Genomic DNA, 25,494 nt, shown 5'->3' on the forward strand with positions numbered 1-25,494 from the left:
TTACCGTTTCTGGCAAGACCCAATTTGAGAGCCAGCTCACAGACCCGCCAGGAGCCATCAGTGTCCACTTCGACGACCGAAAAATCAGACATTTCGGAAACCGCGCCGCATTGCCTCGTGGAGAAGCGTGGCCACGTTCTCATCGTGACCATGAATCGCCCCGAGCGTAAGAACGCCATCACCGGCGAGATGATGGCGATCATGGTCGACGCCTGGGATCAGGTCGACAACGACCCCGAGATCCGTGTCGCCATCCTCACCGGTGCGGGCGGCGACTTCTGCGCCGGCGCCGACCTCAAGAACATGTCCGCCAAGCCGCCGGGAGATTCCTTCGCGGGCGGTGGCGTCGACATGTCCAAGATCGAAGGCCTCCTCAAGGGCCGTCGGTTGACCAAGCCGCTGATCGCCGCCGTCGAGGGTGCAGCCATCGCCGGCGGAACCGAAATCCTGCAGGGCACCGACATCCGCGTCGCGGGTGAGAGCGCCAAGTTCGGCGTCTCCGAAGCCAAGTGGGGGCTCTTCCCGCTCGGCGGTTCCGCAGTGCGTCTGGTGCGACAGATTCCGTACACGATCGCGGCGGACATCCTGCTCACCGGTCGTCACATCAAGGCTCCGGAGGCCAAGGAGATCGGGCTCATCGGCCACGTGGTCCCGGACGGCCAGGCCCTCGACAAGGCGCTGGAGCTCGCGGACCTGATCAGTGCAAACGGCCCTCTCGCCGTGCAGGCGATTCTCAAGACCATCCGCGACACCGAGGGCATGCATGAGGAAGAGGCCTTCCAGATCGACGCACAGCTGGGCATGAAGGTGTTCATGAGCGCCGACGCCAAGGAGGGCCCGCGGGCTTTCGGTGAGAAGCGGGCGCCCCAGTTCAAGGGTGTCTGACCCACCCCTGTCTGAGCCACCCCCGTCTGACCGACCCCCGCCTGAGCCCCCTTTCCCGTCCGCTCTCGGTCCCACCCACCCCCTTTTCGAGCGAACGTACCTTTCGGCGCCTTCAGTGCGCCGAAAGGCACTTTCGCTCAGCCGGTTTCGTCCAATTTCACCCATCTCGACCTCGCGAACACCTGCGGCCGGGGACGTGACTGCGCCAATCTGTAGTGCGCACGCAGGTCCTCGATCACGCGATCAGGGTCCGTTCGCAGTGCACTGGGCACCGTCGGCAACACGATGATTCCCGCATTCTGCATACGCGTCCGACGCTCCACCGTGCGCTTGTAGTCCGTCGGCGCGGCATGCCATTCCAAGGAGTCGATGTCCCACGCGAAGGCAACCGAATCGATCCATCCGTCCGGAACTGCGATGAAGTCCCCGTTGGCATCCCGGATCTCATGGTTGAACAACATTTCCGGCAGCCCGCTCCGCTGCCACAATTTTCGCGCGTGAACCTCCGGAACCGAGTGGACGTTCGCGTTCACTTCGCGCAACACGACCCGAGGTAGCGCGGAACCCCGACTGCTACCCGCTTCGAGTTCCTTCGCAAGTTCGCGCACCGAGACATCGCCGCGCTGAACAGCCTCAGCGATGAGTGCCCGTGTGGGATCGAGCGCCTTGTACCGCCTCGCAGCGTCGAGTAACGCTCGCGGCAGCGGAGCACAGCGCAGACCGTTCCGAATCTCCGGCTCGGGCAGTCGAACAGTGCGCTCCACCGTGACGAACCCAACCGATTGAACTCGACGGTCGATGGGGATGAGCACCTGCACATCCCCCGAGTGCGTTCGATATCCGTACTCCGACATGGCTGATCGCCCCGTCAGCAGGGAATCGTCACCGCTCAACATGAGCGCAGCGATCGAGCGTTGACGTGGCGTCGGTTGACCGTTTCTGAGCAGAATGACCCCCGGCAATATGCGCTGCCACGGTCCACCTACCCGACACCGGGTGTGCACTGCGGAGTTGGACACGCCCAATCGCGCCAACTCCGCCGTTCGGATCACTCCGCTTCGACTGACGCGGTAAATCGCGTCCAGATCATCGCCCCACGTTCCTCGCCGCATGGTTGCAGCATGACTCGAGCATCAGCGCGGGCCCCGGCGGCGAACTGGGGTTTCGGTGCGCCTGTGGATAACTTTGGGCGAGCGAAAGGTACGTTCAGCGCCTCAGATGCGCTGAACGTGCCGTTCGCTCGAAAAAAGGGGGTACCGCTCGAAAATGGGGGGGTGCCCCGCTCAACCACCCACCGCGGCCGCGAGCTCTCGCACATGGTCGGCGTCGCGGCAGGTCACCAGCAGCATCGTGACTCCGGCTTCCTCCCAACGCTTCACGTCTGCGCGCACCTCGTCGACGTTGCCGATGATCATGGTCTCGGTGACCATCTCGTCGGGGACGACGGCAGCAGCTTCGTCCTTGCGGCCCGACATGAAGAGGCGACCGATCTCGTCGACCTCCTTCTCGTAGCCCATCCGCTTGTAGACCTGCGCGTGAAAGTTCAACTCCGGGGCGCCCATTCCGCCCACGTAGAGGGCGGTCATCGGCTTGAGAGCGGCGATGGCAGCGGCGCGATCGTCAGTCACGATGACCTGGCACGTGGCGGCCACCTCGAAGTCTTCGCGACTGCGACGGGCCCCGGCGCGCGCGAACCCTTCGTCGAGCCACTTGTTGTACATCGGGGCCAGGCGCGGGGTGTAGTAGATCGCCAGCCAGCCGTCGGCGATTTCACCGGCGAGCGCGACGTTCTTCGGCCCTTCGGCGCCGAGCCAGATCGGGATGTCCGCACGCAGCGGGTGCGTAATGGGCTTGAGCGGCTTGCCAAGTCCCGAACTGCCCGGTCCCGCATACGGCAGAGGGTAGTGGGGGCCGGGGCTGGTGACGGGCGCTTCACGGGCGAGGACCTGGCGCACGATCGAGACGTATTCGCGGGTGCGCGCGAGCGGCTTCTCGAACGGCTGGCCGTACCAACCTTCGACGACCTGCGGTCCGGATACGCCGAGCCCGAGGATCGTTCGCCCACCGTTGAGGTGATCGAGAGTGAGCGCGTGCATGGCACAGCTGGTCGGTGTTCGCGCCGAAATCTGTACGACGGAGGTGCCGAGACGGACGTTCTCGGTGCGCGATCCCCACCAGGCGAGCGGGGTGAAAGCGTCCGAGCCCCACGACTCCGCCGCGAAGACCGCGTCGAATCCCGCGCCTTCCGCGGCCTCGATCAGTTCCGGGGCGTTTGCCGGCGGCTGTGCGCCCCAGTATCCGAGTTGCAACCCAAGCTTCATCGCAGGCCTCCACATTGCCGGTGATCAGAAGTGACTCTTGCCACAATCTCTAGAACCTGTTCTACTCGATCTTGTGACCATCGGAAAGAGCGGGGTGGCCGACAAGCCCCTGAGCGCACCATTGAATCTCCATTTCGACTACACCAGATCGACGGGACCGACCATCGGCGCGTTCGTGACTGCCCTGCGTGATCGCAAGGTGATCGGCGCACGCGGGTCGAACGGTCGTGTCTTCGTGCCGCCACCGGAATTCGATCCGGACACGGCCGAGCCACTGACCGACTTCGTCGGAGTCTCCGACGGCGGAACGGTCGTGAGTTGGACGTGGATGCCCGAACCCATCGAGGGTCAACCACTGACGAAGCCTTTCGCGTGGGCCCTGATCAAGCTCGACGGCGCGGACACGTCCATGCTCCACGCGGTCGACGTCGACTCCCCCGACGACATCAGCACCGGCCTGCGGGTCCGTGCTCGCTGGGCGTCGGAGCGGATCGGGCAGATCAAGGACATCGAGTGCTTCGAACCAGGTGAGAGCGAAAATGGAATCGCGACAGTCGATTCCATCGCCGATCCTGTCACCATGATCACGACGCCTGTCGACCTGCACTTCATGCATTCCGCTTCGGCCGAGGAGAGTTTCTACCTCCGCGGTCTCGCAGAAGGCAAGCTCATCGGTGGTCGCAGCGGACCCGAAGACAAGATCTACATCCCACCGCGCGGCGCCAATCCCACCAACGGGAAGCCGACGAGCGAGCAGATCGAACTGCCGGACAAGGGAATTGTCACCACCTTCTGCATCGTCAACGTCCCGTTCCTCGGGCAGCGAATCAAACCGCCCTACGTGGCCGCCTACGTGCTTCTCGACGGGGCTGACATTCCGTTCCTGCACTTGATTCTCGAATGTGATGCCGCGGACGTACGGATGGGCATGCGCGTCGAAGCCAAGTGGAAGCCTCGCGAAGAGTGGGGTTACACCCTCGAGAACATCGAATACTTCCGGCCGACAGGTGAACCCGACGCCGAGTACTCCACCTTCCAACACCACCTGTGAGGCTCCTGAAATGACTTCTGCAGACATCGCAGTCGTGGGCTTTGCTCAGGCACCCCACGTCCGCGAAACCAACGGCACCACCAACGGCGTCGAGATGCTCGTCCCGTGCTTCCAGCAGCTCTACAGCGATCTGGGAATCACCAAGTCAGACATCGGCTTCTGGTGCTCCGGATCTTCCGACTACCTGGCCGGACGAGCGTTCTCCTTCATCTCGGCCATCGACTCCATCGGAGCGGTCCCGCCGATCAACGAATCTCACGTCGAGATGGACGCTGCGTGGGCCTTCTACGAAGCGTGGATCAAGATCTTGACCGGTGAGGTCGAGACCGCGCTGGTGTACGGATTCGGCAAGTCCTCCGCCGGGCACCTGCGCAAGATCCTGTCCATGCAGCTCGATCCGTACCTCGTCACTCCGCTGTGGCCGGACTCCGTCTCGATCGCCGGACTTCAAGCCCGACTCGGACTCGACGCGGGTAAGTGGACACAAGAGGACATGGCGGAGGTTGCCGCTCGTAGCCGTCGTCACGCGCTGAGCAATCCGAAGGCTCAGCTCGCAGGTGAGGTCGACATCGAGGCCCTTCTCGCCAGCCCGTTCCTCGCGGATCCGTTGCGCGCACACGATTGTGCGCCCATCACCGACGGCGCGGCAGCAATCGTCCTGGCCTCGGGTAACCGCGCCCGCGATCTCTGCGAGCGGCCGGCGTGGATCACCGGACTCGAGCATCGCATCGACTCCCCCAACCTGGGTGCACGTGACCTGACCACCTCACCGTCTACTACGTCGGCAGCCAAGGCGGCAACGGGCGGCGAGGTCGGCAACATCGACGTCGCCGAACTGCACGCACCGTTCACTCACCAGGAATTGATCTTGAAGGAAGCGATCGGCCTGACCGACGCCACCACGATCAACCCGTCCGGCGGTCCGCTCAGCGGCAACCCACTGTTCGCCGGTGGTCTGGAACGAATCGGCCACGCCGCCAAGGCAATCTTTGACGGCCAGGCGAATCGCGCTCTGGCCCATGCAACAAGCGGCCCTGTGCTGCAGCAGAACCTGGTAGCAGTCTTGGAGGGACGGAACTGATGGCCGGAACGCCTCAACTCGCGGCCGTGCTCGGCACCGGCCAAACTCACTACGTCGCAAAGCGTCACGATGTCTCGATGGCGGGCTTGGTCCGTGAAGCCATCGACGCCGCGATGCTCGACGCCAACGTCGGCTGGGACGACATCGACGCCGTCGTCATCGGAAAGGCCCCCGATTTGTTCGAGGGTTCGATGATGCCCGAACTCGCCATGTCGGATGCTCTGGGCGCAAACGGAAAGCCGTTGCTGCGTGTTCACACTGCCGGATCGGTGGGCGGTTCGACGGCTATCGTCGCCTCCAGCCTGGTCAAATCCGGTGTCCACAAGCGGGTTCTGACGGTTTCCTGGGAGAAGCAGTCCGAGTCGAACGCCATGTGGGCGCTGTCCGTACCGGTTCCGTTCAACATGCCGGTCGGCGCCGGTGCCGGTGGATACTTCGCCCCGCACGTCCGTTCGTACATTCGTCGATCGGGCGCACCGGAGCACATCGGCTACCTCGTCGCGGTGAAGGATCGGCTCAACGGCAGCCTCAATCCGTATGCGCACTTGCGGCAGCCGGACATCACTCTCGAATCGGTACAGGCATCTCAGATGCTCTGGGATCCGATCCGCTACGACGAGACCTGCCCGTCCTCGGACGGCGCGTGCGCTCTGGTGATCGGCAACGAGGAAGCGGCCGCACAGGTCGAGGCCGAGGGTCGTTCGGTCGCGTGGATCCACGCGACGGCCATGCGCACCGAGCCGACCTTCTATGCCGGACGCGATCAGGTCAATCCGCAAGCCGGCCGTGACGCTGCAGCAGCACTGTGGAAGTCAGCGGGAATCACCGATCCGCTGAACGAGATCGACTGCGCCGAAATCTATGTCCCGTTCTCGTGGTTCGAGCCGATGTGGCTCGAGAACCTCGGCTTCGCGGAGGAAGGCCAGGGCTGGAAGCTCACCGAGGCGGGTGAAACCGCGATCGGCGGCAAGCTCCCGGTCAATGCCTCGGGCGGTGTTCTCTCCTCCAACCCGATCGGCGCCTCGGGCATGATCCGATTTGCCGAGTCGGCGATGCAGGTCATGCACCGCGCCGGCGATCACCAGGTAGCCGACGCGCGCAAGGCTCTCGGCCATGCCTACGGCGGTGGCTCGCAGTACTTCTCGATGTGGGTCGTCGGCTCCGAACGTCCCACCACGTAAGCAGCAGCACACACGCCGATCAGGAAGAGGCCGAAGATGAAGTACACCGTCGGGGTTGCCATGAACCCCTTGGACCAGTTAGCCGGTATCGCCAAAACTGCCGAGGAATGCGGCTTCTCGTCGATCGCTCTCCCCGATTCACTGTTCTTCATGGAAACACAGGCGGCGGATTACCCGTACACCCCGGACGGGTCTCGGATGTGGAATGCCGAGACCCCCTGGGTCGATCCGCTCATCGCCGCGGCTGCAATGGGCGCGGTGACCGAGAAGATCGAGTTCTACACCCAGGTGCTCAAGCTGGGTAGCCGCAATCCCGTCCTGCTCGCGCGGCAGGTCGGTTCGGTGGCGGCATTGACGAACAACCGTTTCGGCTTCGGCGTCGGAATCGGTTGGGCTCCGGAAGAGTTCGAGTGGTGCGGCGCTCCGTACAAGCGTCGGGGCGCACGTGTGGACGAGATGATCGACGTCCTCAAACTGATCCTCGGCGGCGGCATGGTCGAGTATCACGGTGAGTTCTTCGATTTCGATCGCCTGCAGATGAGCCCGGCCCCCACCAAGCCGGTTCCGTTCTACGTCGGCGGCCACACCGAGGTCGCACTCAAGCGTGCTGCGCGAGTCGGCGACGGTTGGACCTCGGCGATGATCAAGTTCGACGACCTGGTGGGTGTGATCGCACGACTACGCGAACTGCGCGCCGAGTACGGCCGCGAGAACGAGCCGTTCGAAATCCAGACGGTGTGCATCGACCGTTTCGGCAAGGACGGTTACGCAGAGCTCGAAGATGCCGGCGTCACGGACATCATCACCGTGCCTTGGGTTTTCGACGGAATCGGATTCGATGCCCCACTGGAGGCAAAGCAGGATTCGATGCGCAAATTCGCCGAGCAGTACATCAACTGAGGAGCCGCGATGACCGACGAACACCCCGCGCGCGTCGCGGGTAACGCTTCGCGCGCCGCAGCGAGTGGCAAGAACAAGGAAGCCTGGCTGGACCTCTTCGCCGAGGACGGTTGGGTGGAAGATCCGGTCGGGCCTTCGGGCTTCGATCCCGAAGGCAAAGGCCATCACGGGCGCGAAGCGATCTCCAAGTTCTACGACATGACGATCGCGAACGCGGACAAGCTCGAATTTCTGATCGACGATTCCCTGGTGTGCGGCAACGAGAACGTCAACATCGGCAAGATCCGAACCACCATCGGCGGCTCGATCATCGACGCCGAGGGCGTGTTCGTCTACCGGGTGAACGACGACGGCAAGATCGCGTCGCTTCGAGCATTCTGGGAAGTGGACCGTGCGATGAAGACGGCACGCAAAGCCTGAGAACCCACAGTACGAGCGCGGCCCCGGTCATCGACCGGGGCCGCGCTCGTCGTATTCGAATCAGCCTGTCGTACTTGCACCGAGAAGCTCGAAATGGTTTCCTGGTTCCCAACGTCGCGTGTCGATGACGGACTGCGTCAGGCATGGAGGCGTCGTACCGCAAGGGGTCACTCATGACCATTTCGTTCAATCACACCATCATCGCCGCAAAAGACCGACAAGAGTCTGCGTGGTTCTTCACTCACATGTTCGGCCTTCCAGGCCCGGTCGAAGCCGGCTACTTTCTCGGCGTTGAACTCGAGCACGGCGTGACGTTGGACTTCGCACAGGTGGAAGAAGGCGCCGAGGTTGCGTCTCAGCACTATGCTTTCCTCGTCTCCGAGGATGACTTCGACGGCATCTACCAGCGGATACAGGCGCTGAAACTGGATCACTGGGCCGATCCGCGCCAGTCGAGTACCGGCTTCAACACCAACGACGGTGGGCGTGGGGTCTACTTCCTCGACCCGTCGGGACATTTCCTGGAAGCCATCACCAAACCGTACGGCGGCTGAATTGGAGATTGAACTACAAACGGCGGCGCCTACGGGAGATGAGGGATCCCGCAGACGCCGCCGCAGTTCCAGGTTGCCAACAAGTGGCTCCCCGGAACGTCTACTGTAGTTCTGCGTGTTCGAGAGTGCAGAGGCAACTCCCGAAAACCTACACAGAACCTACTCGCCGGTTACCAGGTCAGTATATGTCCGGATCAGTGTTTGACCGGGCAGCCCGATGTCTTGTAATCAACCTGAAACTCTTTGATGCCGTTGAGCCAGCCCGAGCGAAGGCGTCGGGGATCCCCGAGCCTGGTGATGTCGGGTAGGTGATCGGCGATCGCATTGAAGATCAGATCGATTTCCAGACGGGCCAAGTTGGCGCCGATGCAGTAGTGCGCACCGGTGCCGCCGAATCCGAGGTGCGGATTGGGGTCACGCATGATGTCGAACTTCGTCGGGTTCTCGAAGACGTCCTCGTCGAAGTTGGCCGACGCGTACATCATCACGACGCGATCGCCCTTCTTGATCTTCTGTCCGCCGAGTTCGGTGTCTTCGAGCGCGGTGCGCTGGAAGGAAGTCACCGGGGTCGCCCAACGAACGATCTCGTCGGCCGCCGTCTTGGGGCGTTCCTTCTTGTACAGCTCCCACTGGTCGGGATTGTCGAGGAAGGCAACCATGCCGTGTGTGATGGCATTGCGAGTGGTCTCGTTACCCGCGACCGCAAGCAGGATCACGAAGAAGCCGAATTCCTCTGGGGAGAGCTCATTTCCGTCGATGTCAGCTTCGATGAGCTTGGTGACGATGTCATCGGCGGGACACTTCTTGCGCTGATCCGCCATCTGGTACGCGTATCCCAGAATCTCCATCGAGGCTGCCTGCGGGTCGATGTCGAACTCGGGATCGTCGTACGACGTCATCTGGTTGGACCAGTCGAAGAGCTTCATTCGATCTTCCTGCGGCACACCGAGAAGCTCGGCGATTGCCTGCAGCGGAAGTTCGGACGCGACCTGAACCACGAAGTCACCGGCACCGCCGGCAGCCGCGGTCGTGACGATCTTTTCGGCACGCTCGGTCAGTTCCTCGCGCAGGCTGTTGATGGCGCGCGGGGTGAATCCACGAGATACCAGCTTGCGCAGCTTGGTGTGCTCCGGAGCGTCCTTGTTGATGAGAATGAATCGCTGCATCTCGACGTTCTCACGCGGGATGTCGTCGGCGAAGCGAGGAATCGCAGTGTTCTCGTGGGTCGAGAAGATGTCGCTTCGCTGCGAAACTTCCTTGACCTCTTCATGACGGGTGACCACCCAGAAGCCCTCGTCCTGGAATCCACCGATTTCCGGAGGCTGCGGATTCCACCACACGGGGGCCGTCTTCCGGAGTTCGGCGAACTCCTCGAACGGCATGCGTTCCGCGTAGATGTCGGGGTCCGTGAAGTCGATTCCCTCGGGGAATGCGGGCTGTGCCACTGATGTCTCCTGCCCTAAGCCTTTTCATCACAGGGGTGATGGGGATCCGTGATGTGTAACACGTTCTACTCTCATTGAAACACAAGCCTGCTTACTAGGAAAGGAAACGTCGGCAGGTCTTGCTTCCCGCAGAGAACCTGTTCTACTTTTTCACTACAAGGAAAGGAGCCCGCTGTGGGCACACCAGTAATCGTCGAGGCTGTCCGTACACCGATCGGCAAGCGCGGAGGTTGGCTCGCCGGTCTGCACGCCGCCGAGATCCTCGGAGCTGCACAAAAGGGAGTTCTCGACCGGTCGGGAATCGACCCGTTGCTGATCGAGCAGGTGATCGGCGGCTGCGTCACCCAGGCCGGCGCTCAGTCCAACAACATCACGCGCACGGCCTGGCTGCACGCCGGACTTCCGTGGCAGACCGGCGCAACCACCGTGGACTGCCAGTGCGGTTCGGCCCAGCAGGCGAACCATCTGATCGCCGGTCTGATCGCCACCGGCGCCATCGACGCCGGTATCGCCTGCGGCATCGAAGCCATGAGCCAGGTTCCCCTCGGCGCCAACGTCGGCGATCAGGCCGGACCGCGCCGACCCGCGACGTGGGACATCGACATGCCCAACCAATTCGAAGCTGCAGAACGCATCGCGCGTCGACGCGGACTGACCCGCGACGACGTCGAAGCCCTCGGCGTCCGCTCGCAGGCGCTGGCCAAGCAGGCTTGGGAGGAAGGACGTTTCGACCGCGAGGTTCTCGAACTCTCGGCACCCCAGGTCGACAAGGAAGGAAACCTCACGGGCGAGACCAAGGTCGTCAATCGCGATCAGGGCCTGCGCGATACGACGGCGGAGTCCCTTGCCCGACTGAAGCCCGTCCTCGAAGGCGGGATTCACACGGCCGGAACGTCTTCCCAGATCTCCGACGGCGCGGCCGCAGTCCTGCTCATGGACGAGGACAAGGCTCGCGCGCTCGGATTGAAGCCGCGCGCCCGCATCATCGCCCAGGCGCTGGTCGGCTCGGAACCGGAATTCCACCTCGACGGACCGGTGCAGGCAACCAGCCGTGTCCTGGAGAAGAGCGGAATGAAGATCGGCGACCTCGATCTGTTCGAGATCAACGAAGCATTCGCATCCGTCGCACTGTCCTGGGCTCAGGTTCACGAACCTGACTTCGACAACGTCAATGTCAACGGCGGCGCGCTCGCTCTCGGCCATCCGGTCGGCAGCACGGGATCTCGCTTGATCACCACCGCACTGCACGAACTCGAGCGTCGCAACGGCTCGACTGCTCTGATCACGATGTGCGCCGGCGGCGCACTGGCCACCGGAACCATCATCGAGCGTATCTGAGATGACTACTCCCCCAGCCAAACCCAAGGGACTCGACGCTCCGGCGACGGTCAAGATCATCAAGTGGATGTCGAAGGCAAACGTCGCCATGTATCGCGCCACCGACGGGCGGCTGGGTAGCAAGTGGCGGGTCGGCAGCGCGTTCCCTCGCGGGCTGCCGATCTGCCTGCTGACCACCACCGGTCGCAAATCCGGCGAGGAGCGGATCAGCCCGCTGCTATTCCTCGAGGACGGCGAGAACGTGATTCTGGTGGCGTCGCAAGGCGGTCTTCCGAAGAACCCGATGTGGTACCTCAACATCAAGGCAGACCCGGTGGTGACGGTGCAGATCAAGTCTCGGATCCGCTCGATGAAAGCCCGCGTCGCGACCGAGGACGAGCGTGCTCGGCTGTGGCCGAAATTGACGGCGATGTATCCGGATTTCGACAACTATCAGGCCTGGACCGACCGGGTCATTCCCGTCATCGTGTGCGAGCCACTGAAGAATTAAACGGACTGTTTACAACAAAACGTTTACATCGACCCGGGTTCGTGCCACCCTGGGTTCATGACCGATGACCAGTTCAGACCGATCGATTCCGGCCGCGAACGCGCACATCGCGAGTACGCCGGACTCTTTCGAATCAGCGAGCGCCACGGCGCGACCCCAAGCCAGCGCGCGCGGCAATCTCATCCGGAGATGCTCGAGCCCTACGGCGCGGTGCGCGTCGTGGCTCGTCTTGCGGGCGGAACCGACATACCTGAGCCGAACGAACCCGAGGTCGACGATGCCGACGTCATGGCTGCGTTGACTCTGATCCCCAAGGCCCGAGCCGAAATGGAACAGCTGGAAGCACTGTTCCTCGGGATTGCCCGCGAACGGGGCATGACCTGGCAGGACATCGCTTTCGGACTGGGACTCGGAAGCACTCAAGCCGCCCGCCAGCGCTACGAACGACTCGTTCGCCGCACCGGAGGCTGAACGCGTGCCATAACCGGCGAGTTGGAGCACTATTGACTCGTACGGTCCGCACGGCGTTTCGACAGAGCCTCGAACACAGCAAGGAGTCGCATATATGACGACGCATATTCAAGATCAAATCCTGGACCGACGCGAGATCACCTCAGCCCTCGTGCGTGCGCTGGAGCGTCGCCACGAGGTGCTGGACGCAGTGGTCGACAGCAAGGACCACCAGGAGGCACTGACCACCGTCGCGGAACTCCTCGGCACGTCGGAAGCAAATGCCGAAGCAGTTCTGAGCCTCAAGTTCAGCGCACTGACCAAGGCAGCGCGCGATCGCATCCAGGGCGAGCTGGAGAATCTCGACGCCACTCTCGAATGGACGACGCTCGATCGTCCCGCGAGCAGCGGGCAGAACTTCACCCTGCGTCCGTTCAGCGACAGCGCAGAAGACAAGGCACTGTTCACGATTCGCTCGGCCGAGCAGCTCGGCGAAGACGGCAAGCCGTGGAGCGAGGATCGGATCGAAGCCGAGCGCGTCGGTGGTCTCGGTCGGATCGACGACGAGAGCGCTGCCTGGTTCGTCGCCGAGGACGTTTCCGGCGACGGCCCGAAGAGCGTCGGCCTGGTATTCGGCGAACTCGACGGCCAAGAGGTGAACGTGGCGATCTGGATCGCGCCGGAATCTCGCAAGAAGGGCTACGGCACCGCCTGCGTGAAGCATTCGCGGCGCGAACTCGCAGCTGAGTTCCCCGGCACCGTGTTGGTGGTTCGGGCGCCCGCGTAGGCGGCACGCCGCCTGTGAGTGGTTGAGGAGTTCCTGCACTCCTTAACCACTCACAGGGCCGGAGGCCCTACGCCCCGTACACCGGCGTCGGAATCTCCGCCTTCTCCAACAGCGTTGCCACGACGGGCCCGATCTCCTTCGGGTCCCAGCGATCTCCCTTGTCCTCGCTCGGGCCGTGACGCCAGCCCTCCGCGACGGTGATCTTTCCGCCCTCTACCTCGAACACCCGGCCCGTGACGTCCTTGGACTCGGCGCTACCGAGCCAGACGACCAGCGGCGAGATGTTCTCGGGAGCCATGGCGTCGAAGCCCTCTTCCGGAGCTGCCATCGCTTCTGCCATCGCCCCGCCCGCGCCGACAGTCATGCGTGTGCGCGCAGCAGGCGCGATCGCGTTGACACTGACTCCGTAATTCTTGAGCTCGGCGGCGGCCTGGATGGTCATCTCGGCGATACCGGCCTTCGCCGCGGCGTAGTTACCCTGGCCGATCGAACCTTGCAGTCCTGCACCCGAACTGGTGTTGATGATGCGTGCGTCGACGGTCTTGCCCGCCTTGGCCTCGGCGCGCCAGTAGGCAGCAGCGTGACGCAGCGGCGCGAAGTGCCCCTTGAGGTGCACGCGGATCACCGCGTCCCACTCGCCCTCGCTCATGCCGACCAGCATGCGGTCCCGCAGGAAGCCTGCGTTGTTCACGAGTACGTCCAGGCCACCGAAGGTGTCGATCGCGGTCTTGATCAGATTCTCGGCGCCCGCCCAGTCGGCGACGTCGTCTCCGTTGACCACTGCTTGGCCACCGGCTGCGATGATCTCCGCGACAACCTGCTCGGCCGGACTCTCACCGGTCGCGGAACCGTCGGCACCCGCACCGATGTCGTTGACGACGACCTTGGCGCCCTCGGCAGCAAATGCCAATGCATGCGCACGTCCGATACCGCGGCCAGCCCCGGTGATGATGACTACGCGTCCGTCGACCAATCCACTCATATTTGTCTCCTAATGCACTCTGCTCGGGCTTGTCGGCTCCGCTTGTGTGCTAACTTACCAAGCAATCGCTTGGTTTGGTACACAGACGTAAGGAATCCCGATATGGGCATCAGCACCTCCTCCGACGGAACCGGCATCACCACGGTCACCATCGACTACGCGCCGGTCAATGCAATCCCGTCCAAGGGATGGTTCGAGCTTGCCGACGCCATCCTCGACGCGGGCAAGGATCTCAACACTCACGTGGTGATCCTGCGAGCCGAGGGACGCGGATTCAACGCCGGCGTCGACATCAAGGAGATGCAGGCCACCGAGGGATTCGACGCGCTGGTCGCCGCCAACCGCGGTTGCGCCGCGGCCTTCGCGGCCGTCTACGACTGTGCTGTACCCGTCGTCGTGGCCGTCAACGGATTCTGTGTCGGCGGCGGCATCGGACTCGTCGGCAACGCGGACGTGATCGTCGCTTCCGACGACGCGATCTTCTCCCTCCCCGAGGTCGACCGCGGCGCACTCGGCGCTGCCACACACCTCTCGAGGCTGGTGCCACAGCACATGATGCGCACGCTCTACTACACCGCACAGAGCGTCGACGCACACACACTCAAGCAGTTCGGCAGCGTCTACGACGTGGTCCCGCGCGAGAAGCTCGACGAGTGCGCTCGCGAGATCGCCGCGAAGATCGCCGCCAAGGACACCCGCATCATCCGGTGCGCCAAGGAAGCCATCAACGGCATCGACCCGGTGGACGTCAAGGGCAGCTACCGCCTCGAGCAGGGCTACACCTTCGAACTCAACCTCCTCGGCGTGTCCGACGAACACCGCGACGAGTTCGTCGCCACCGGCAAGCCGCGCGAGAACGCAACCCAGAAGGAAGGCTGAGACAAACATGGCTAGCAAGCGTGACAAGACGAAGTCGCTCGACGAGGTAGTCGGCGAACTCCGCAGCGGAATGACGATCGGCTTGGGCGGCTGGGGATCTCGCCGCAAGCCGATGGCCTTCGTGCGTGCGATTCTGCGTTCGGACGTCAAAGACCTGACCGTGGTCACCTACGGCGGACCGGATCTCGGACTGCTGTGCTCGGCCGGCAAGGTCAAGAAGGCGTACTACGGTTTCGTGTCCCTCGACTCCGCGCCGTTCTACGACCCGTGGTTTGCCAAGGCACGCACCGCCGGTGACATCGAAGTCCGCGAGATGGACGAGGGCATGGTCAAGTGCGGCCTCGAAGCAGCTGCCGCTCGCCTTCCCTTCCTCCCGATCCGCGCCGGCCTGGGTTCGGACGTCCGCAACTTCTGGGGCGACGAACTCAAGACCGTCACCTCCCCGTACCCCGAGGCCGACGGCCGCTCCGAGACCTTGATCGCGATGCCTGCGCTCAACCTCGATGCGTCGTTCGTTCACCTCAATCTCGGTGACAAGCACGGCAATGCCGCGTACAACGGCGTCGACCCGTACTTCGACGACCTGTACTGCATGGCCGCCGAAAAGCGATACGTCTCCGTCGAACGCATTGTCGAGACCGAGGAACTGGTCAAATCCGTTCCACTGCAGAACCTTCTGCTCAACCGCATGATGGTTGACGCCGTCGTCGAGGCACCCAATGGTGCGCACTTCACGTTGGCCGGCGAAAGCTACGGCCGCGACGAGAAGTTCCAGCGTCACTACGCCGAGTCCGCCAAGACCCCCGAGTCGTGGCAGGCGTTCGTCGACACCTTCCTCTCCGGCAGCGAAGAGGACTACCAAGCCGCAGTAAAGAAGTTTGCCGATTCATCAAAGGCAGGGGAGCAGGCAAAATGAGCGAATCCACCGTCACCCGCGCAGAGTACGTTGTTCTCGCTTGCGCTGAAATCTTCTCCGGTGCAGGCGAAATCATGGCCAGCCCGATGTCGACGTCGTCCACCATCGGCGCTCGCCTGGCTCGACTCACCACCGAACCCGACCTGCTGATTACCGATGGTGAAGCCCTCATTCTCGAGGACACTCCGGCCGTCGGAACAAAGGGCCCCGTCGAAGGATGGATGCCTTTCCGCAAGGTGTTCGACGTCGTCGCTTCCGGCCGCCGTCACGTAGTCATGGGCGCCAATCAGCTCGATCGCCACGGCAACCAGAACCTCTCCGCCTTCGGCCCGCTTCAGCAGCCGACGCGTCAGATGTTCGGTGTGCGCGGCGCCCCGGGTAACACCATCAACCACGCGACGAGCTACTTCGTCCCCAAGCACTCCAAGCGAGTGTTCGTCGACAAGGTCGACGTGGTGTGCGGTGTCGGCTACGACCAGATCGATCCCGAGAATCCGGCTTACAAGTACCTGAACATCCCCCGCGTCGTCACCAACCTCGGTGTCTTCGACTTCGGCGGACCAGGAAACACCTTCCGCGCGTTGAGCCTTCACCCCGGCGTCACCGCCGAAGAGGTAGCCGAGAACACCTCGTTCGAGGTTGCCGGACTCGCCGAGGCCGGTATCACCCGTGACCCCACCGTCGAAGAACTTCACCTCATCCGCGAAACCCTCGATCCGCGCAACCTCCGGGACCGTGAGGTCTCGGCATGACCCCCACCCTGAAGACCGCGCTGACCGAACTGGTCGGTGTCGAGTACCCGATCGTGCAGACGGGTATGGGCTGGGTTTCCGGTCCCGCTCTCACGTCGGCAACGGCTAACGCCGGTGGTCTCGGCATCCTGGCTTCGGCCACGATGACGTACGACGAGCTCGAGCACGCGATCAAGAAGACGAAGCAGCTCACGGACAAGCCGTTCGGCGTCAACATGCGTGCCGACGCCACTGACGCCCCGCAACGCGCGGATCTGCTGATCCGTGAAGGCGTCAAGGTCGCGTCGTTTGCGTTGGCTCCCAAGAAGGAACTGATCGCCAAGCTCAAGGACCACGGCATCGTCGTCGTGCCCTCGATCGGTGCCGCGAAGCACGCGGTCAAGGTTGCATCCTGGGGCGCGGACGCCGTCATCGTCCAGGGCGGCGAAGGTGGTGGCCATACCGGCGGTGTGGCCACGACATTGCTTCTCCCCTCGGTTCTCGACGCGGTCGATATTCCGGTCATCGCCGGTGGCGGATTCTTCGACGGCCGCGGGCTGGCTGCCGCACTGGCGTACGGCGCTGCCGGTGTCGCGATGGGAACGCGATTCCTTCTCACCAGCGACTCTTCGGTGCCCGATTCCGTCAAACAGGAGTATCTCAAGCGCGGACTGACGGATACGACTGTCTCCCGCAAGGTCGACGGCATGCCTCATCGTGTGCTCAACACCGACCTGGTCAACAGCCTCGAAGGTTCCAGCTATGCAACCGGTTTGATCGCCGCGGCCAAGAATGCCACGAAGTTCAAGGCCATGACGGGCATGAAGTGGTCGACCCTCGCCAAGGACGGTCTCGCAATGAAGCGGTCGGGTGACCGCACGCTGATGCAGATCATCATGGCAGCCAACACACCGATGTTGCTCAAGGCCGGACTGGTCGAGGGCAACACGGAAGCCGGTGTTCTTGCTTCGGGTCAGGTTGTCGGCATGATCAACGATCTGCCCAGCTGCAAGGAACTGATCGAAAGCATCATGGAAGGTGCCGCGGGGCGTATCGACGCGCTTGCGGCTCTTCGCTGACACAGCTCTATCCGAGTGCGTCTCCCCCACTGTGCTTTACGCGTAGTGGGGGGAGGCGCACTCTTTGCGTTTGTCGGACTATCCCGTCTTCTCCTGCTCGAACCCGTCGATCATTCCGAAATACTGCGAGATCGCTGCTGCCGCCATCTGTACGGGAGCGGCGTTCCTCTTGTCTATCGTGCCGCGAATCAAGGGCCCACAAATCGAGAGACCTACTGGCATGTGGTCGAGCACCCCGATTCGCGCGGCGATACAGCCCATCCCGGAATTGCAGATTCCGAACGCAACTGCGTGTTGGCGAACGTCATTGGCGTTGTGCGACGATGCCACCGATCTGTTGCCGGCGCTCAACAGTGACTTCCCGATGGTCGACGCTTGCGCTGGGATACGTGAGCCGACGCGAGTCTGAAGGTCGGGGACCATCAGGCTCCCGATCTTCTGGATGTAGCGCACATGGTTTCCCTCCAACACCCCGAGGTGCACGGCGTGTCCAGTCACGAAATGCAATTGCTGAAGTAGGGGCGTAACCACTCGATCCACTTTGTTTCGATACAGCGAGAGCGCGCCCAGATCTCCTAGCTTGTCGCCTATCTCGTACTCGAGTCCTTCGCGGCGTAGCCAGTTCATCCTCACGAGTTTCAGTAGCATCCGGTGCACGGACGATCGCGGAATCCCGGTTCGGCGCGCGACCTCCCCCAATGTCAGCCGAGGCGCGTCACGAAAGCAGTCCACCACCACCGACAGTCTGTCGAGAGTTGACATGGGGATGGACTCTTCGGTGATCGGTCCGACCAACATCGATGTCTCCGTTCCGGTGGCCCGCCGCTTCGGCAGCCAACATTCGTTCCGCCCATCTGAGCTTCCGTGGACTCACGACGCCAGTACGTTTCCCACGCAGCGGGAGATGCATCTGCATGGGCTCTCACCAGCACCTATACCGATGATCGGTCATGTTCGTTGAGCCCGAATCCATCCCTCGTCACAGTGATGACCGGAGCCCATCAGATCATGCGGCGCCGAGCAGAACGCTTCAAAATCAGGAGGACACATGAATGCTTCATCCCCGTCGACAGGCGTGATCATCACCGGCGGCGCATCCGGAATCGGATTGGCCTCCGCCCGCGCGCTCGCGGCGATCCGACGCCCAGTCGCTCTCTGGGATATCGACGAGGCAAAAGCGGTCGATCAGGCAGCCGTGATCTCCTCCGAATTCGGCATCGACGCCATCGGAGTGGGAATCGATCTCACGAGAGCGGACGACTACGCGGCCGCATTGGCCACAACCCGTTCCTCACTTCCCTCCATCGGCGGACTTGTTCACTCCGCCGGGGTCGTCGATATCGGATCCCTCGAAGGAGTGACGCTCGACGTGTGGGAGACGGGTATCAACACCCATCTACGTCCGCTCATCCTGTTGGTTCAACAGTTGATGCCTGATTTCACGGCCAATCCCGGTTCGGCAATAGTCGGAATCGCTTCGATCAACGCAACTTTGGGCAATGCAATCAACCCTGTCTACTCCGCTGCAAAGGGTGGGATGTTGTCGATGGTCCGATCGCTGGCGGACCGACTGGGCCCGGACGGCATTCGGATCAACTGCGTCTCTCCCGGACAGATTCTGACCCCTCTGCTTCAGCCGACCGTAGACGCATTGGGTGACGGGGCATTCGAACGACGCATCCTCCTCGGCAGGCTCGGTCGCCCGGAGGAAATCGCACACGCTGTCCGCTTCCTGCTGTCCGACGAAGCAAGTTACATCACCGCAACGGAATTGGTTGTCGACGGCGGCAACGTCTCGTCGCAGCGTATGTGACTTGCCCAGAGATTTACCCCCCTTCGACTGTCGTACAACGTCGCTCGGTCCAGCCCACCGGGTGCACTCACGAAAGGAAGAACATGACAATTGCGGATGTCAATGAATCGGAAGAGGTTCGCATCATCGACCAGGGAGAACCTCCCACTCGATTTGCCCGCGGATGGCACTGCCTCGGCCTCGCCAAGGACTACAGCGACGGGAACCCGCATTCCGTCGAAGCTTTCGGTACCAAACTGGTCGTCTTCTCCGACTCGCATGGCGAACTGAAGATCCTCGACGCGTACTGCCGTCACATGGGCGGCGACCTGAGTCAGGGCACGGTCAAGGGCGATTCGATCGCGTGCCCCTTCCACGACTGGAGGTGGGGAGGCAACGGTAAGTGCACCGCGATTCCCTATGCTCGACGTGTCCCCCCGCTTGCCAAGACCCGCGCTTGGACTGCGCTCGAACAAGACGGGCTGCTCTTCGTCTGGCACGACCCCGAAGGCAATCCGCCTCCTGCCGAAGTCGCCATACCGATCATCAAGTCTGCGGAGCACGAGTGGACCGATTGGGTCTGGAAGTCGATAGTCATCGATACGAACTGCCGAGAAATCGTCGACAACGTCGTTGACATGGCGCACTTCTTCTACGTGCACTTCTCGTTCCCCACCTATTTCAAGAACGTCTTCGAAGGACACGTCGCCATCCAGGAGCAGAGCGGCATCAACCGCGACGACATCGTGACCTGGACCGACCCCGACGTACCGAAGTTGGTGTCGAATCTTTCGACAGCGGCCTACCACGGACCGTCGTTCATGATCGACGACTTGCGCTACGTCTACGAGAACTTCACGACCGATTCGGTGCTGATCAACTGCCACTACCCGGTGAGCCCGAACAAATTCGTACTCATGTACGGCATTACCGTCCAGAAGTCCGCAGAGATGCCCGCCGAGTTCGCCGATCAACTTGTCGACGCGATGATCGGATACATCGGTGTCGGGTTCGAGCAGGACATCGAGATCTGGAAGAACAAGACCCGCATCGACAATCCGCTGCTCTGCACCGAGGACGGTCCGGTATACCAACTGAGGCGGTGGTATGAACAGTTCTACGTGGACGTCGCCGACGTCACGCCCGAGATGGTCGACCGTTTCGAATTCGAGATGGACACAAGCAAACCCATCGAAGTGTGGAAGCAGGAAGTCGCTGACAACATCGCACGCAGGGCCGCCGCAGGAGTAGGGCAATGACCATGGAACCGCTGGACTGCGAGCGGTGCGGAACATACGTCCTCGTGGAGAAGAACAGCTGGCATCACACGTCGACCCAGTGGCGATCAGATTCGCGCACGGCATGTTTGGAGTACCGCGACGATGCTGAACCGCCGAGAATTCGATCCGGAAGTTGTTCCGCATTGAGAAATTCCATCAATCAGGCAGCTACCGACGGACGCATAACAGTTCCCGAATGACAATCGTCCTCGCGACCTGAAGGCTCACGTCATAGCTGCGGCCAACTGCTGAGACAACGTACCTTTGTTCTCCACCTCGACGGTGTCGCAGCCCTGCCAACGCGCAGTTCTCCGAAGGAGTTCCGCCAACCGCGGCGCAGTGTCGGCGTCCGCGGTGGGTTCGGCCCACGCCGCGCGGACAAGCAGTCGACGGTTCTGACGGTCGTTCTTCAGATCGACTCGGGCGCAGATCTTGTCGTCGATCAACACCGGGAGCACGTAGTATCCGTGAACTCGCTTGTGCGCCGGAGTGTAGATCTCGATCCGGTAGTGAAAGTCGAAGAGCCGCAACGCTCGATCGCGTGCCCACACTACCGGGTCGAAGGGTGACAACAGCGCATCCGCACGGATGGACCTGGGACGCTTCGCTCGCGGATCGATCCACACCTCCCTTGCCTTGCCTCGACGCTCCCAGCCGTCGACGGACACCCGGCGCACACTGCCGGCATCTTCGAGTTCCTGCAATGCCGTTCGTGCTTCTGCGCTGGGCAGACGAAAGTAGTCGGCGATGTCGTCGAGGGTGCCGAGACCGTGTGCCTTCACACCCCGCAGCACCAGTTCGCGTATCGCCTCCGACCGCTCGACGTGTGCGTCGAGTATCTCGGGTGCAAGCATCTGCTCGGCCAGGCCGTAACGACGCTCGAAACCGGCGCGCCCCGCCGAGACCACCTCGCCCCAACGGAACAGCGTCTCCAGCCCGACCTTCACGTCGGACCACCCCCACCACGGACCGCGCCGTGTGTTCGCCTCGTGTTCGATCTCGCTCGCCGCCATCGGACCGTTGTCGCGCAACTCCTGCCGCAACCAATCGAGGAAGACACTCCGATCGGAAGCCCACCCGTCCTTGTCACTCAACGCTTTGGCGCGAAACTGGTCCATCCGCCAACGGAACAACGGCCACATGTCCACCGGCAAGAACGTTGCTTCGTGGCCCCAGTATTCGAGGTATCCCGAACCGGGGGCGAAGGCAAGCTGATCGAGTCTGGATTTGTCGTATGCGCCCAATCGCGCATAAACGGGTAGGTAGTGACTGCGTTCGAAGACATTGACCGAGTCGATCTGCAGCACCTGCAGCCGGTCCATCACGCCGACCAGATTGCGACGCGTCACCGTCGTGGGATGCGATTTGCCGAATCCCTGAGCGGCAAGCGCTATGCGACGGGCAGCTGCCAGTGACACGACTTCGCTCATAGTGGGCCAGACTACGCACACTCACCGACACGCTTCAGGCGGCCGAAGCCCGACGGCCGAACAGTACTGCCGACATGAACACCTGCAACATGGCCGCGTTCTCTGCGGCAGCGTCGAACTTCATCATGCGGCCGACATCCGGGACCAGGTTGAGCGCAGCGTGAACTACGAACTTCGCCTCTACTGCCGACAGCTCAGGACGAATCTCGCCGAGCACTCGCGCCCATTCGACCACGTAAAGCTTCTGGCGATTCTTCAGATCGCTTCGATGACTCGGCAGAAGGTTGTTCATCTCGGAGAAGTAGACCGACATCAATTCGTGCTGTGCAAACGACAACTCCACGTACATCGCCGACAGTGACCGGAGCACTTGTTCGTGCGAAGTCGCGGAGTCGAAGACCGCTGCCGTCGCCAAGTCCAAGCGATCTGCAGCTCGATAGAACACGGCGCCGAGAAGCTCTGCCTTGCTGGGAAAGTAGCGGTACATACCGGACGCGTTCAAGCCGGCGGCCGCGGCGATCTCTTCGATGCTGACGTCGTGATACCCGCGAGAGTCGAAGAGGCGCACGGCTTCCTGCAAGAGACGTTCACGTTTGTTCGTGGTCACGGTTCGAGGTAACGAGGACTGCTCCAAGCGGCTAGCGGTGATTGCACCCTCACCTTGATCTATCGCCAGACACGCGTCGAGCAGAACCTTCTCCATCGCTCGCTGGGGCAGCAACAGGTTATGGACGGTGATACTGCCGATGACGCTGAACATCGCTGCCACGACAAGGGTCTCGTCCCTCGCCGTCATCGCGGGTTCGGAGCGCGAAAGATACCGGGCTACTCGGCGATTGACCGTACTGGCTTGCGCTCGAACGGATTTCCGATCATCGGTGTCGAGAAACCGGCTCTCCCAACGATAGATTCCGGCCGTACGCCGATTGCGGATCGTCGTTCGTATCACTGCAATCAGATCTTCGCGCAACCGCTGCGCATCGGTTGCCGCAGGCGCAACCGAAACGGCATCGAGGGCACTGGCGAGCGCTCCGGTCAACTCCAGTGCCGCGTGGCGGAACATCGCGTACTTGTTCGGAAAGTGCCGATAGAGCGCCGAACCCGAAATACCGACCGCCGACGCGATGTCGTCGACACTGACAGCAGGATATCCGCGCTCACTGAACGCGATTGCCGCTGCAGCCGCGATCTGCGCCTTGCGGTCCTTCGGTCGCCTCTTGACGGAGTCGGACCTCGGCTGCCGAACAATCCCATTCGACGTCTGCGCGTCGACGAACTGATCGTTCAGGCTCACCGTGTACCCCACTCTCCAGCCCTCACGCACAAAGCACTTCGATCCGCCTGCTCATCAGACGAGAATCAGCATAAGCATGATTCTGAAAACTCGTACACCGATTTCAGCACATCGCGCGTATAGAGTTTCATACATGCAGGTAACGCTGACTTTGATCAGAACACACCACTCGCCCTTCGCCACCTCCCCCGTTGCTTCCACCGAGAATCTTCGTTAACAAAACGTTGCCTGTGGCCACCAGCAGTGGGTAGGGTCACCGCTCGAAGCATCCAGCCCGCATCCACGAAGCAATCCGACTGACAGATTCGGAATATTCGTAAACATACACAGGATGTCGATATGAACAGTTCCGATATCTCCACGTCAATGAAGGAAACTCGGTCAACAGGGCTGACAGTTCGACGAGAATTTCGGTTCACATAATGCTTGCTTGGGCACATATATGTGTGAGATGCTTCACAGGCAGTTCGCTCGACCCCCAGCGCTCGAACAGTTCGAACTCCGTGCCGAACACTGTTGATCTGCAAAGGAATTCAATTAGATGACGTACGAGCTGCCAGCCGCGAAGGGCCCGGTGCGAGACGTAGCGTTACAGGGGGGCTATCTGATCGGATTCTCGGTTCAGGCACTCTTCGGCCTGTTCACGGCAATCCTGCGCAGACGACTCTCATTGCACGAGACGGTTACTCAGACCCTGTTCATCGGTCGCGTCAGCACCGGCCCGTCGCTGCTTCTCATGATTCCGATCGGTGTATTCATCGCCGTCTCGGTCGGTGAACTGGCCGGCCGGATCGGAGCCGGTGGATATTCCGGAGCTGTCGTAGCTTTCATCATCGTCGGTCAGGCCGCCGCGCTGGTGTGCGCGTTGATGATGGCCGGTGTCGCAGGATCGGCGATCTGCACGGATTTGGGTTCACGAAAGATCCGGGAAGAGATCGACGCGATGGAAGTGATGGGCATCGACGTGATCGAGCGCCTCGTCGCACCGAGATTGGTTGCGGCAGTGATCGTCTCCCTTGCACTGTGTTCGATGGTCACCTTCGGCGGTGTGATCGCGTGCTACCTGTACCACATCTACGTCCAGCATCTTCCGGCCGGAACGTTCATGGCAACGTTCAGTCAGTACGGGCGATCTTCCGACTTCGTCATGGCTTTGGTGAAGGCTGCGGTCTTCGGCATCGCTTCGACTTTGGTCGCCACCTTCAAAGGTCTAAATGCAAAAGGTGGCCCACGCGGCGTTGCCGACGCAGTCAACGAAGCCGTGGTCATCGCGTTCGCGCTCGTCTTCATCGTGAACACAGTGTTGTCCGCGCTCTACACCGTAATCGTCCCGGCAGTCGGTGAATTCTGATGTCGCTCGTCGATCTCCGTGTTCGAGCACGTCAAGCGAGCAGACCCCTGCGAACCGCGGGCGACGGCCTCGTCTCCCTCGGTCAGCACGTCACTTTCTACGTCCGCACTATCGCATCGATCCCCTTTGCGCTCACCAAGTACCGCAAGCATGTACTCGGTCAGATCAGCGAGGTCAGCTTCGGCACGAATTCCTTGTTGTCCGGCGGCGGCACCATCGGGATCGTCTTCGCGATGTCGCTGGCCGCGGCGATGATGTTGGGCGTCGAGACCCACCGGGGCCTCGAGCTTGTCGGGATGACCTCGCTCTCCGGCATGCTGTCCGCGGTTGCCAACACCCGTGAACTGGCCCCTGTTGTCGTCGCGATCGCGTTGGCCGCCAAGGTCGGAACGGGTTTCACCGCCCAGATCGGGGCCATGCGTATCTCCGACGAAATCGACGCGCTGGACTCGATGGCGATCCGATCGATCCCCTTCCTCGCGGGTACCCGGGTGATCGCTGCCATGATCTGTGTCATCCCGATCTACATGATCGGACTCCTGGCCAGTTACCTCTCGACCCGACTGGTCGTCGTGTTCTTCAACGGCGCATCGGCCGGTACTTACGACTACTTCTTCCATCTGGCGATCTCTCCGCAGGATCTCCTGTACTCGGGTCTCAAGGCCGTGGTGTTCGCCGCTGTTGTCGCGCTGGTTCACTGCGCGTACGGCTACTATGCCTCCGGTGGTCCGGCCGGCGTCGGGCAAGCGGCCGGGCGCGCGCTCCGGACTGCGATCCTCGCGATCGGAATCCTCGACGTACTGATGACTTTCGCGCTGTGGGGCCTCGTGCCCCAGATCCCGGGAATGGGGGTCTGA

26 protein-coding genes are annotated in these 25,494 nt (G+C 62.1%); 19 read left to right on the forward strand and 7 right to left on the reverse strand.

Annotation, left to right across the window (positions count from 1 at the left end; all coding sequences use genetic code 11):
• The first annotated feature begins 60 nt into the window (after positions 1–60).
• The gene (locus tag ASU23_RS28545; RefSeq protein ID WP_007734275.1) at positions 61–885 is read left to right on the forward strand and encodes a crotonase/enoyl-CoA hydratase family protein; all 825 of its coding nucleotides are present in this window, start codon (positions 61–63) and stop codon (positions 883–885) included.
• A gap of 137 nt (positions 886–1,022) precedes the next feature.
• Here ASU23_RS28545 and ASU23_RS28550 read toward each other — a convergent pair whose 3' ends face one another.
• Together ASU23_RS28550 and ASU23_RS28555 are read right to left on the reverse strand one after the other, a co-directional pair.
• Positions 1,023–1,997 carry a hypothetical protein gene (locus tag ASU23_RS28550; RefSeq protein WP_042920440.1) on the reverse strand — a complete coding sequence of 325 codons (975 nt, stop codon included), beginning with the start codon at positions 1,995–1,997 and terminating at the stop codon, positions 1,023–1,025.
• Between the two features lie 171 nt (positions 1,998–2,168).
• The gene (locus tag ASU23_RS28555) at positions 2,169–3,206 is read right to left on the reverse strand and encodes an LLM class F420-dependent oxidoreductase (protein WP_019746980.1); all 1,038 of its coding nucleotides are present in this window, start codon (positions 3,204–3,206) and stop codon (positions 2,169–2,171) included.
• Positions 3,207–3,279: 73 nt separating this feature from the next.
• Between ASU23_RS28555 and ASU23_RS28560 the strand changes: the two genes are divergently transcribed.
• The 6 genes from ASU23_RS28560 to ASU23_RS28585 all read left to right on the forward strand — a co-directional run bounded on the left by ASU23_RS28560 (position 3,280) and on the right by ASU23_RS28585 (position 8,393).
• Positions 3,280–4,257 (forward strand): Zn-ribbon domain-containing OB-fold protein, encoded by a 978-nt coding sequence (locus ASU23_RS28560; protein WP_058039196.1) that lies wholly within the window; start codon positions 3,280–3,282, stop codon positions 4,255–4,257.
• A gap of 10 nt (positions 4,258–4,267) precedes the next feature.
• Positions 4,268–5,338 (forward strand): thiolase domain-containing protein, encoded by a 1,071-nt coding sequence (locus tag ASU23_RS28565; RefSeq protein WP_003945801.1) that lies wholly within the window; start codon positions 4,268–4,270, stop codon positions 5,336–5,338.
• Positions 5,338–6,519 (forward strand): thiolase domain-containing protein, encoded by a 1,182-nt coding sequence (locus ASU23_RS28570; protein WP_007734272.1) that lies wholly within the window; start codon positions 5,338–5,340, stop codon positions 6,517–6,519. The genes ASU23_RS28565 and ASU23_RS28570 overlap by 1 nt, the downstream gene beginning before the upstream one ends.
• Before the next feature lie 36 nt (positions 6,520–6,555).
• Positions 6,556–7,419, forward strand: a complete 864-nt coding sequence (locus ASU23_RS28575) for a TIGR03619 family F420-dependent LLM class oxidoreductase (protein WP_019746978.1) — start codon at positions 6,556–6,558, stop codon at positions 7,417–7,419.
• A 9-nt stretch (positions 7,420–7,428) separates the two neighbouring features.
• Positions 7,429–7,839: a nuclear transport factor 2 family protein gene (locus ASU23_RS28580; RefSeq protein ID WP_007734269.1), complete on the forward strand. Its 411-nt coding sequence runs from the start codon at positions 7,429–7,431 to the stop codon at positions 7,837–7,839.
• A 173-nt stretch (positions 7,840–8,012) separates the two neighbouring features.
• Positions 8,013–8,393 carry a VOC family protein gene (locus tag ASU23_RS28585; protein ID WP_020906296.1) on the forward strand — a complete coding sequence of 127 codons (381 nt, stop codon included), beginning with the start codon at positions 8,013–8,015 and terminating at the stop codon, positions 8,391–8,393.
• Positions 8,394–8,587: 194 nt separating this feature from the next.
• On the opposite strand, the gene ASU23_RS28590 is transcribed toward ASU23_RS28585, so the two are convergent.
• Complete coding sequence (locus tag ASU23_RS28590; protein WP_007734267.1) at positions 8,588–9,838, reverse strand: cytochrome P450; 1,251 nt, start codon at positions 9,836–9,838, stop codon at positions 8,588–8,590.
• Between the two features lie 174 nt (positions 9,839–10,012).
• Here ASU23_RS28590 and ASU23_RS28595 point away from each other — a divergent pair, with 174 nt between their 5' ends.
• The 4 genes from ASU23_RS28595 (at position 10,013) to ASU23_RS28610 (ending at position 12,903) form a co-directional block, all read left to right on the forward strand.
• Positions 10,013–11,176, forward strand: a complete 1,164-nt coding sequence (locus tag ASU23_RS28595; RefSeq protein ID WP_003945509.1) for a steroid 3-ketoacyl-CoA thiolase — start codon at positions 10,013–10,015, stop codon at positions 11,174–11,176.
• Between the two features lies 1 nt (position 11,177).
• A complete protein-coding gene (locus ASU23_RS28600; protein ID WP_058039197.1) occupies positions 11,178–11,666 on the forward strand; it encodes a nitroreductase family deazaflavin-dependent oxidoreductase in 489 nt (162 codons plus the stop codon).
• Positions 11,667–11,723: 57 nt separating this feature from the next.
• On the forward strand, positions 11,724–12,137 hold the full coding sequence (locus ASU23_RS28605) for a hypothetical protein (protein ID WP_042449485.1): 414 nt from the start codon (positions 11,724–11,726) through the stop codon (positions 12,135–12,137).
• A gap of 94 nt (positions 12,138–12,231) precedes the next feature.
• Positions 12,232–12,903, forward strand: a complete 672-nt coding sequence (locus ASU23_RS28610; protein ID WP_003945460.1) for a GNAT family N-acetyltransferase — start codon at positions 12,232–12,234, stop codon at positions 12,901–12,903.
• A 67-nt stretch (positions 12,904–12,970) separates the two neighbouring features.
• On the opposite strand, the gene ASU23_RS28615 is transcribed toward ASU23_RS28610, so the two are convergent.
• Complete coding sequence (locus ASU23_RS28615; protein WP_003945561.1) at positions 12,971–13,885, reverse strand: SDR family oxidoreductase; 915 nt, start codon at positions 13,883–13,885, stop codon at positions 12,971–12,973.
• A gap of 102 nt (positions 13,886–13,987) precedes the next feature.
• On the opposite strand from ASU23_RS28615, the gene echA20 reads away from it, so the two are divergent.
• From echA20 to ASU23_RS28635, 4 genes are read left to right on the forward strand one after another with little or no spacing between them, the layout of a single operon-like run.
• Entirely contained in the window at positions 13,988–14,764 is a 777-nt protein-coding gene (gene echA20 / locus ASU23_RS28620; RefSeq protein WP_003945611.1) for a (7aS)-7a-methyl-1,5-dioxo-2,3,5,6,7,7a-hexahydro-1H-indene-carboxyl-CoA hydrolase, read from the forward strand.
• Positions 14,765–14,771: 7 nt separating this feature from the next.
• Positions 14,772–15,680, forward strand: coding sequence for a cholesterol ring-cleaving hydrolase subunit IpdA (gene ipdA, locus ASU23_RS28625; RefSeq protein WP_058039198.1), 909 nt, complete (start codon positions 14,772–14,774; stop codon positions 15,678–15,680).
• A complete protein-coding gene (locus ASU23_RS28630) occupies positions 15,677–16,432 on the forward strand; it encodes a CoA-transferase subunit beta (RefSeq protein WP_042920450.1) in 756 nt (251 codons plus the stop codon). Before ipdA ends, ASU23_RS28630 begins: the two co-directional genes overlap by 4 nt.
• The gene (locus tag ASU23_RS28635; RefSeq protein WP_007734249.1) at positions 16,429–17,490 is read left to right on the forward strand and encodes a nitronate monooxygenase family protein; all 1,062 of its coding nucleotides are present in this window, start codon (positions 16,429–16,431) and stop codon (positions 17,488–17,490) included. The genes ASU23_RS28630 and ASU23_RS28635 overlap by 4 nt, the downstream gene beginning before the upstream one ends.
• A 78-nt stretch (positions 17,491–17,568) precedes the next feature.
• On the opposite strand, the gene ASU23_RS28640 is transcribed toward ASU23_RS28635, so the two are convergent.
• A complete protein-coding gene (locus ASU23_RS28640; protein WP_058039199.1) occupies positions 17,569–18,288 on the reverse strand; it encodes an IclR family transcriptional regulator in 720 nt (239 codons plus the stop codon).
• A 250-nt stretch (positions 18,289–18,538) separates the two neighbouring features.
• Here ASU23_RS28640 and ASU23_RS28645 point away from each other — a divergent pair, with 250 nt between their 5' ends.
• Both ASU23_RS28645 and ASU23_RS28650 read left to right on the forward strand, forming a co-directional pair.
• On the forward strand, positions 18,539–19,303 hold the full coding sequence (locus ASU23_RS28645; RefSeq protein ID WP_058039200.1) for an SDR family NAD(P)-dependent oxidoreductase: 765 nt from the start codon (positions 18,539–18,541) through the stop codon (positions 19,301–19,303).
• A gap of 83 nt (positions 19,304–19,386) precedes the next feature.
• Positions 19,387–20,541, forward strand: coding sequence for a Rieske 2Fe-2S domain-containing protein (locus ASU23_RS28650; RefSeq protein WP_042449476.1), 1,155 nt, complete (start codon positions 19,387–19,389; stop codon positions 20,539–20,541).
• A 245-nt stretch (positions 20,542–20,786) separates the two neighbouring features.
• Here ASU23_RS28650 and ASU23_RS28655 read toward each other — a convergent pair whose 3' ends face one another.
• Both ASU23_RS28655 and ASU23_RS28660 read right to left on the reverse strand, forming a co-directional pair.
• Positions 20,787–21,992: a winged helix-turn-helix domain-containing protein gene (locus tag ASU23_RS28655; protein WP_050655742.1), complete on the reverse strand. Its 1,206-nt coding sequence runs from the start codon at positions 21,990–21,992 to the stop codon at positions 20,787–20,789.
• A gap of 34 nt (positions 21,993–22,026) precedes the next feature.
• Positions 22,027–23,286 (reverse strand): TetR/AcrR family transcriptional regulator, encoded by a 1,260-nt coding sequence (locus tag ASU23_RS28660; protein ID WP_007734242.1) that lies wholly within the window; start codon positions 23,284–23,286, stop codon positions 22,027–22,029.
• Positions 23,287–23,827: 541 nt separating this feature from the next.
• Between ASU23_RS28660 and ASU23_RS28665 the strand changes: the two genes are divergently transcribed.
• Positions 23,828–24,637, forward strand: a complete 810-nt coding sequence (locus ASU23_RS28665; RefSeq protein ID WP_058039201.1) for an ABC transporter permease — start codon at positions 23,828–23,830, stop codon at positions 24,635–24,637.
• A complete protein-coding gene (locus ASU23_RS28670) occupies positions 24,637–25,494 on the forward strand; it encodes an ABC transporter permease (RefSeq protein ID WP_003945491.1) in 858 nt (285 codons plus the stop codon). Before ASU23_RS28665 ends, ASU23_RS28670 begins: the two co-directional genes overlap by 1 nt.

Source organism: Rhodococcus sp. KB6 (assembly GCF_001445685.1).
GTDB classification, from domain to species: domain Bacteria; phylum Actinomycetota; class Actinomycetes; order Mycobacteriales; family Mycobacteriaceae; genus Rhodococcus_F; species Rhodococcus_F qingshengii.

Bases quoted from the DNA above. Each gene is read 5' to 3' on its own strand.
- ASU23_RS28565 (WP_003945801.1), top strand. From the start codon at position 4,268: ATGACTTCTGCAGACATCGCAGTCGTGGGCTTTGCTCAGGCACCCCAC.
- ASU23_RS28635 (WP_007734249.1), top strand. From the start codon at position 16,429: ATGACCCCCACCCTGAAGACCGCGCTGACCGAACTGGTCGGTGTCGAG.
- ASU23_RS28655 (WP_050655742.1), bottom strand. From the start codon at position 21,992: ATGAGCGAAGTCGTGTCACTGGCAGCTGCCCGTCGCATAGCGCTTGCC.
- echA20 (WP_003945611.1), top strand. From the start codon at position 13,988: ATGGGCATCAGCACCTCCTCCGACGGAACCGGCATCACCACGGTCACC.
- ASU23_RS28670 (WP_003945491.1), top strand. From the start codon at position 24,637: ATGTCGCTCGTCGATCTCCGTGTTCGAGCACGTCAAGCGAGCAGACCC.
- ASU23_RS28555 (WP_019746980.1), bottom strand. From the start codon at position 3,206: ATGAAGCTTGGGTTGCAACTCGGATACTGGGGCGCACAGCCGCCGGCA.
- ASU23_RS28585 (WP_020906296.1), top strand. From the start codon at position 8,013: ATGACCATTTCGTTCAATCACACCATCATCGCCGCAAAAGACCGACAA.
- ASU23_RS28605 (WP_042449485.1), top strand. From the start codon at position 11,724: ATGACCGATGACCAGTTCAGACCGATCGATTCCGGCCGCGAACGCGCA.
- ASU23_RS28650 (WP_042449476.1), top strand. From the start codon at position 19,387: ATGACAATTGCGGATGTCAATGAATCGGAAGAGGTTCGCATCATCGAC.
- ASU23_RS28575 (WP_019746978.1), top strand. From the start codon at position 6,556: ATGAAGTACACCGTCGGGGTTGCCATGAACCCCTTGGACCAGTTAGCC.
- ASU23_RS28645 (WP_058039200.1), top strand. From the start codon at position 18,539: ATGAATGCTTCATCCCCGTCGACAGGCGTGATCATCACCGGCGGCGCA.
- ipdA (WP_058039198.1), top strand. From the start codon at position 14,772: ATGGCTAGCAAGCGTGACAAGACGAAGTCGCTCGACGAGGTAGTCGGC.
- ASU23_RS28610 (WP_003945460.1), top strand. From the start codon at position 12,232: ATGACGACGCATATTCAAGATCAAATCCTGGACCGACGCGAGATCACC.
- ASU23_RS28615 (WP_003945561.1), bottom strand. From the start codon at position 13,885: ATGAGTGGATTGGTCGACGGACGCGTAGTCATCATCACCGGGGCTGGC.
- ASU23_RS28580 (WP_007734269.1), top strand. From the start codon at position 7,429: ATGACCGACGAACACCCCGCGCGCGTCGCGGGTAACGCTTCGCGCGCC.
- ASU23_RS28640 (WP_058039199.1), bottom strand. From the start codon at position 18,288: ATGTTGGTCGGACCGATCACCGAAGAGTCCATCCCCATGTCAACTCTC.
- ASU23_RS28550 (WP_042920440.1), bottom strand. From the start codon at position 1,997: ATGCGGCGAGGAACGTGGGGCGATGATCTGGACGCGATTTACCGCGTC.
- ASU23_RS28665 (WP_058039201.1), top strand. From the start codon at position 23,828: ATGACGTACGAGCTGCCAGCCGCGAAGGGCCCGGTGCGAGACGTAGCG.
- ASU23_RS28570 (WP_007734272.1), top strand. From the start codon at position 5,338: ATGGCCGGAACGCCTCAACTCGCGGCCGTGCTCGGCACCGGCCAAACT.
- ASU23_RS28600 (WP_058039197.1), top strand. From the start codon at position 11,178: ATGACTACTCCCCCAGCCAAACCCAAGGGACTCGACGCTCCGGCGACG.
- ASU23_RS28630 (WP_042920450.1), top strand. From the start codon at position 15,677: ATGAGCGAATCCACCGTCACCCGCGCAGAGTACGTTGTTCTCGCTTGC.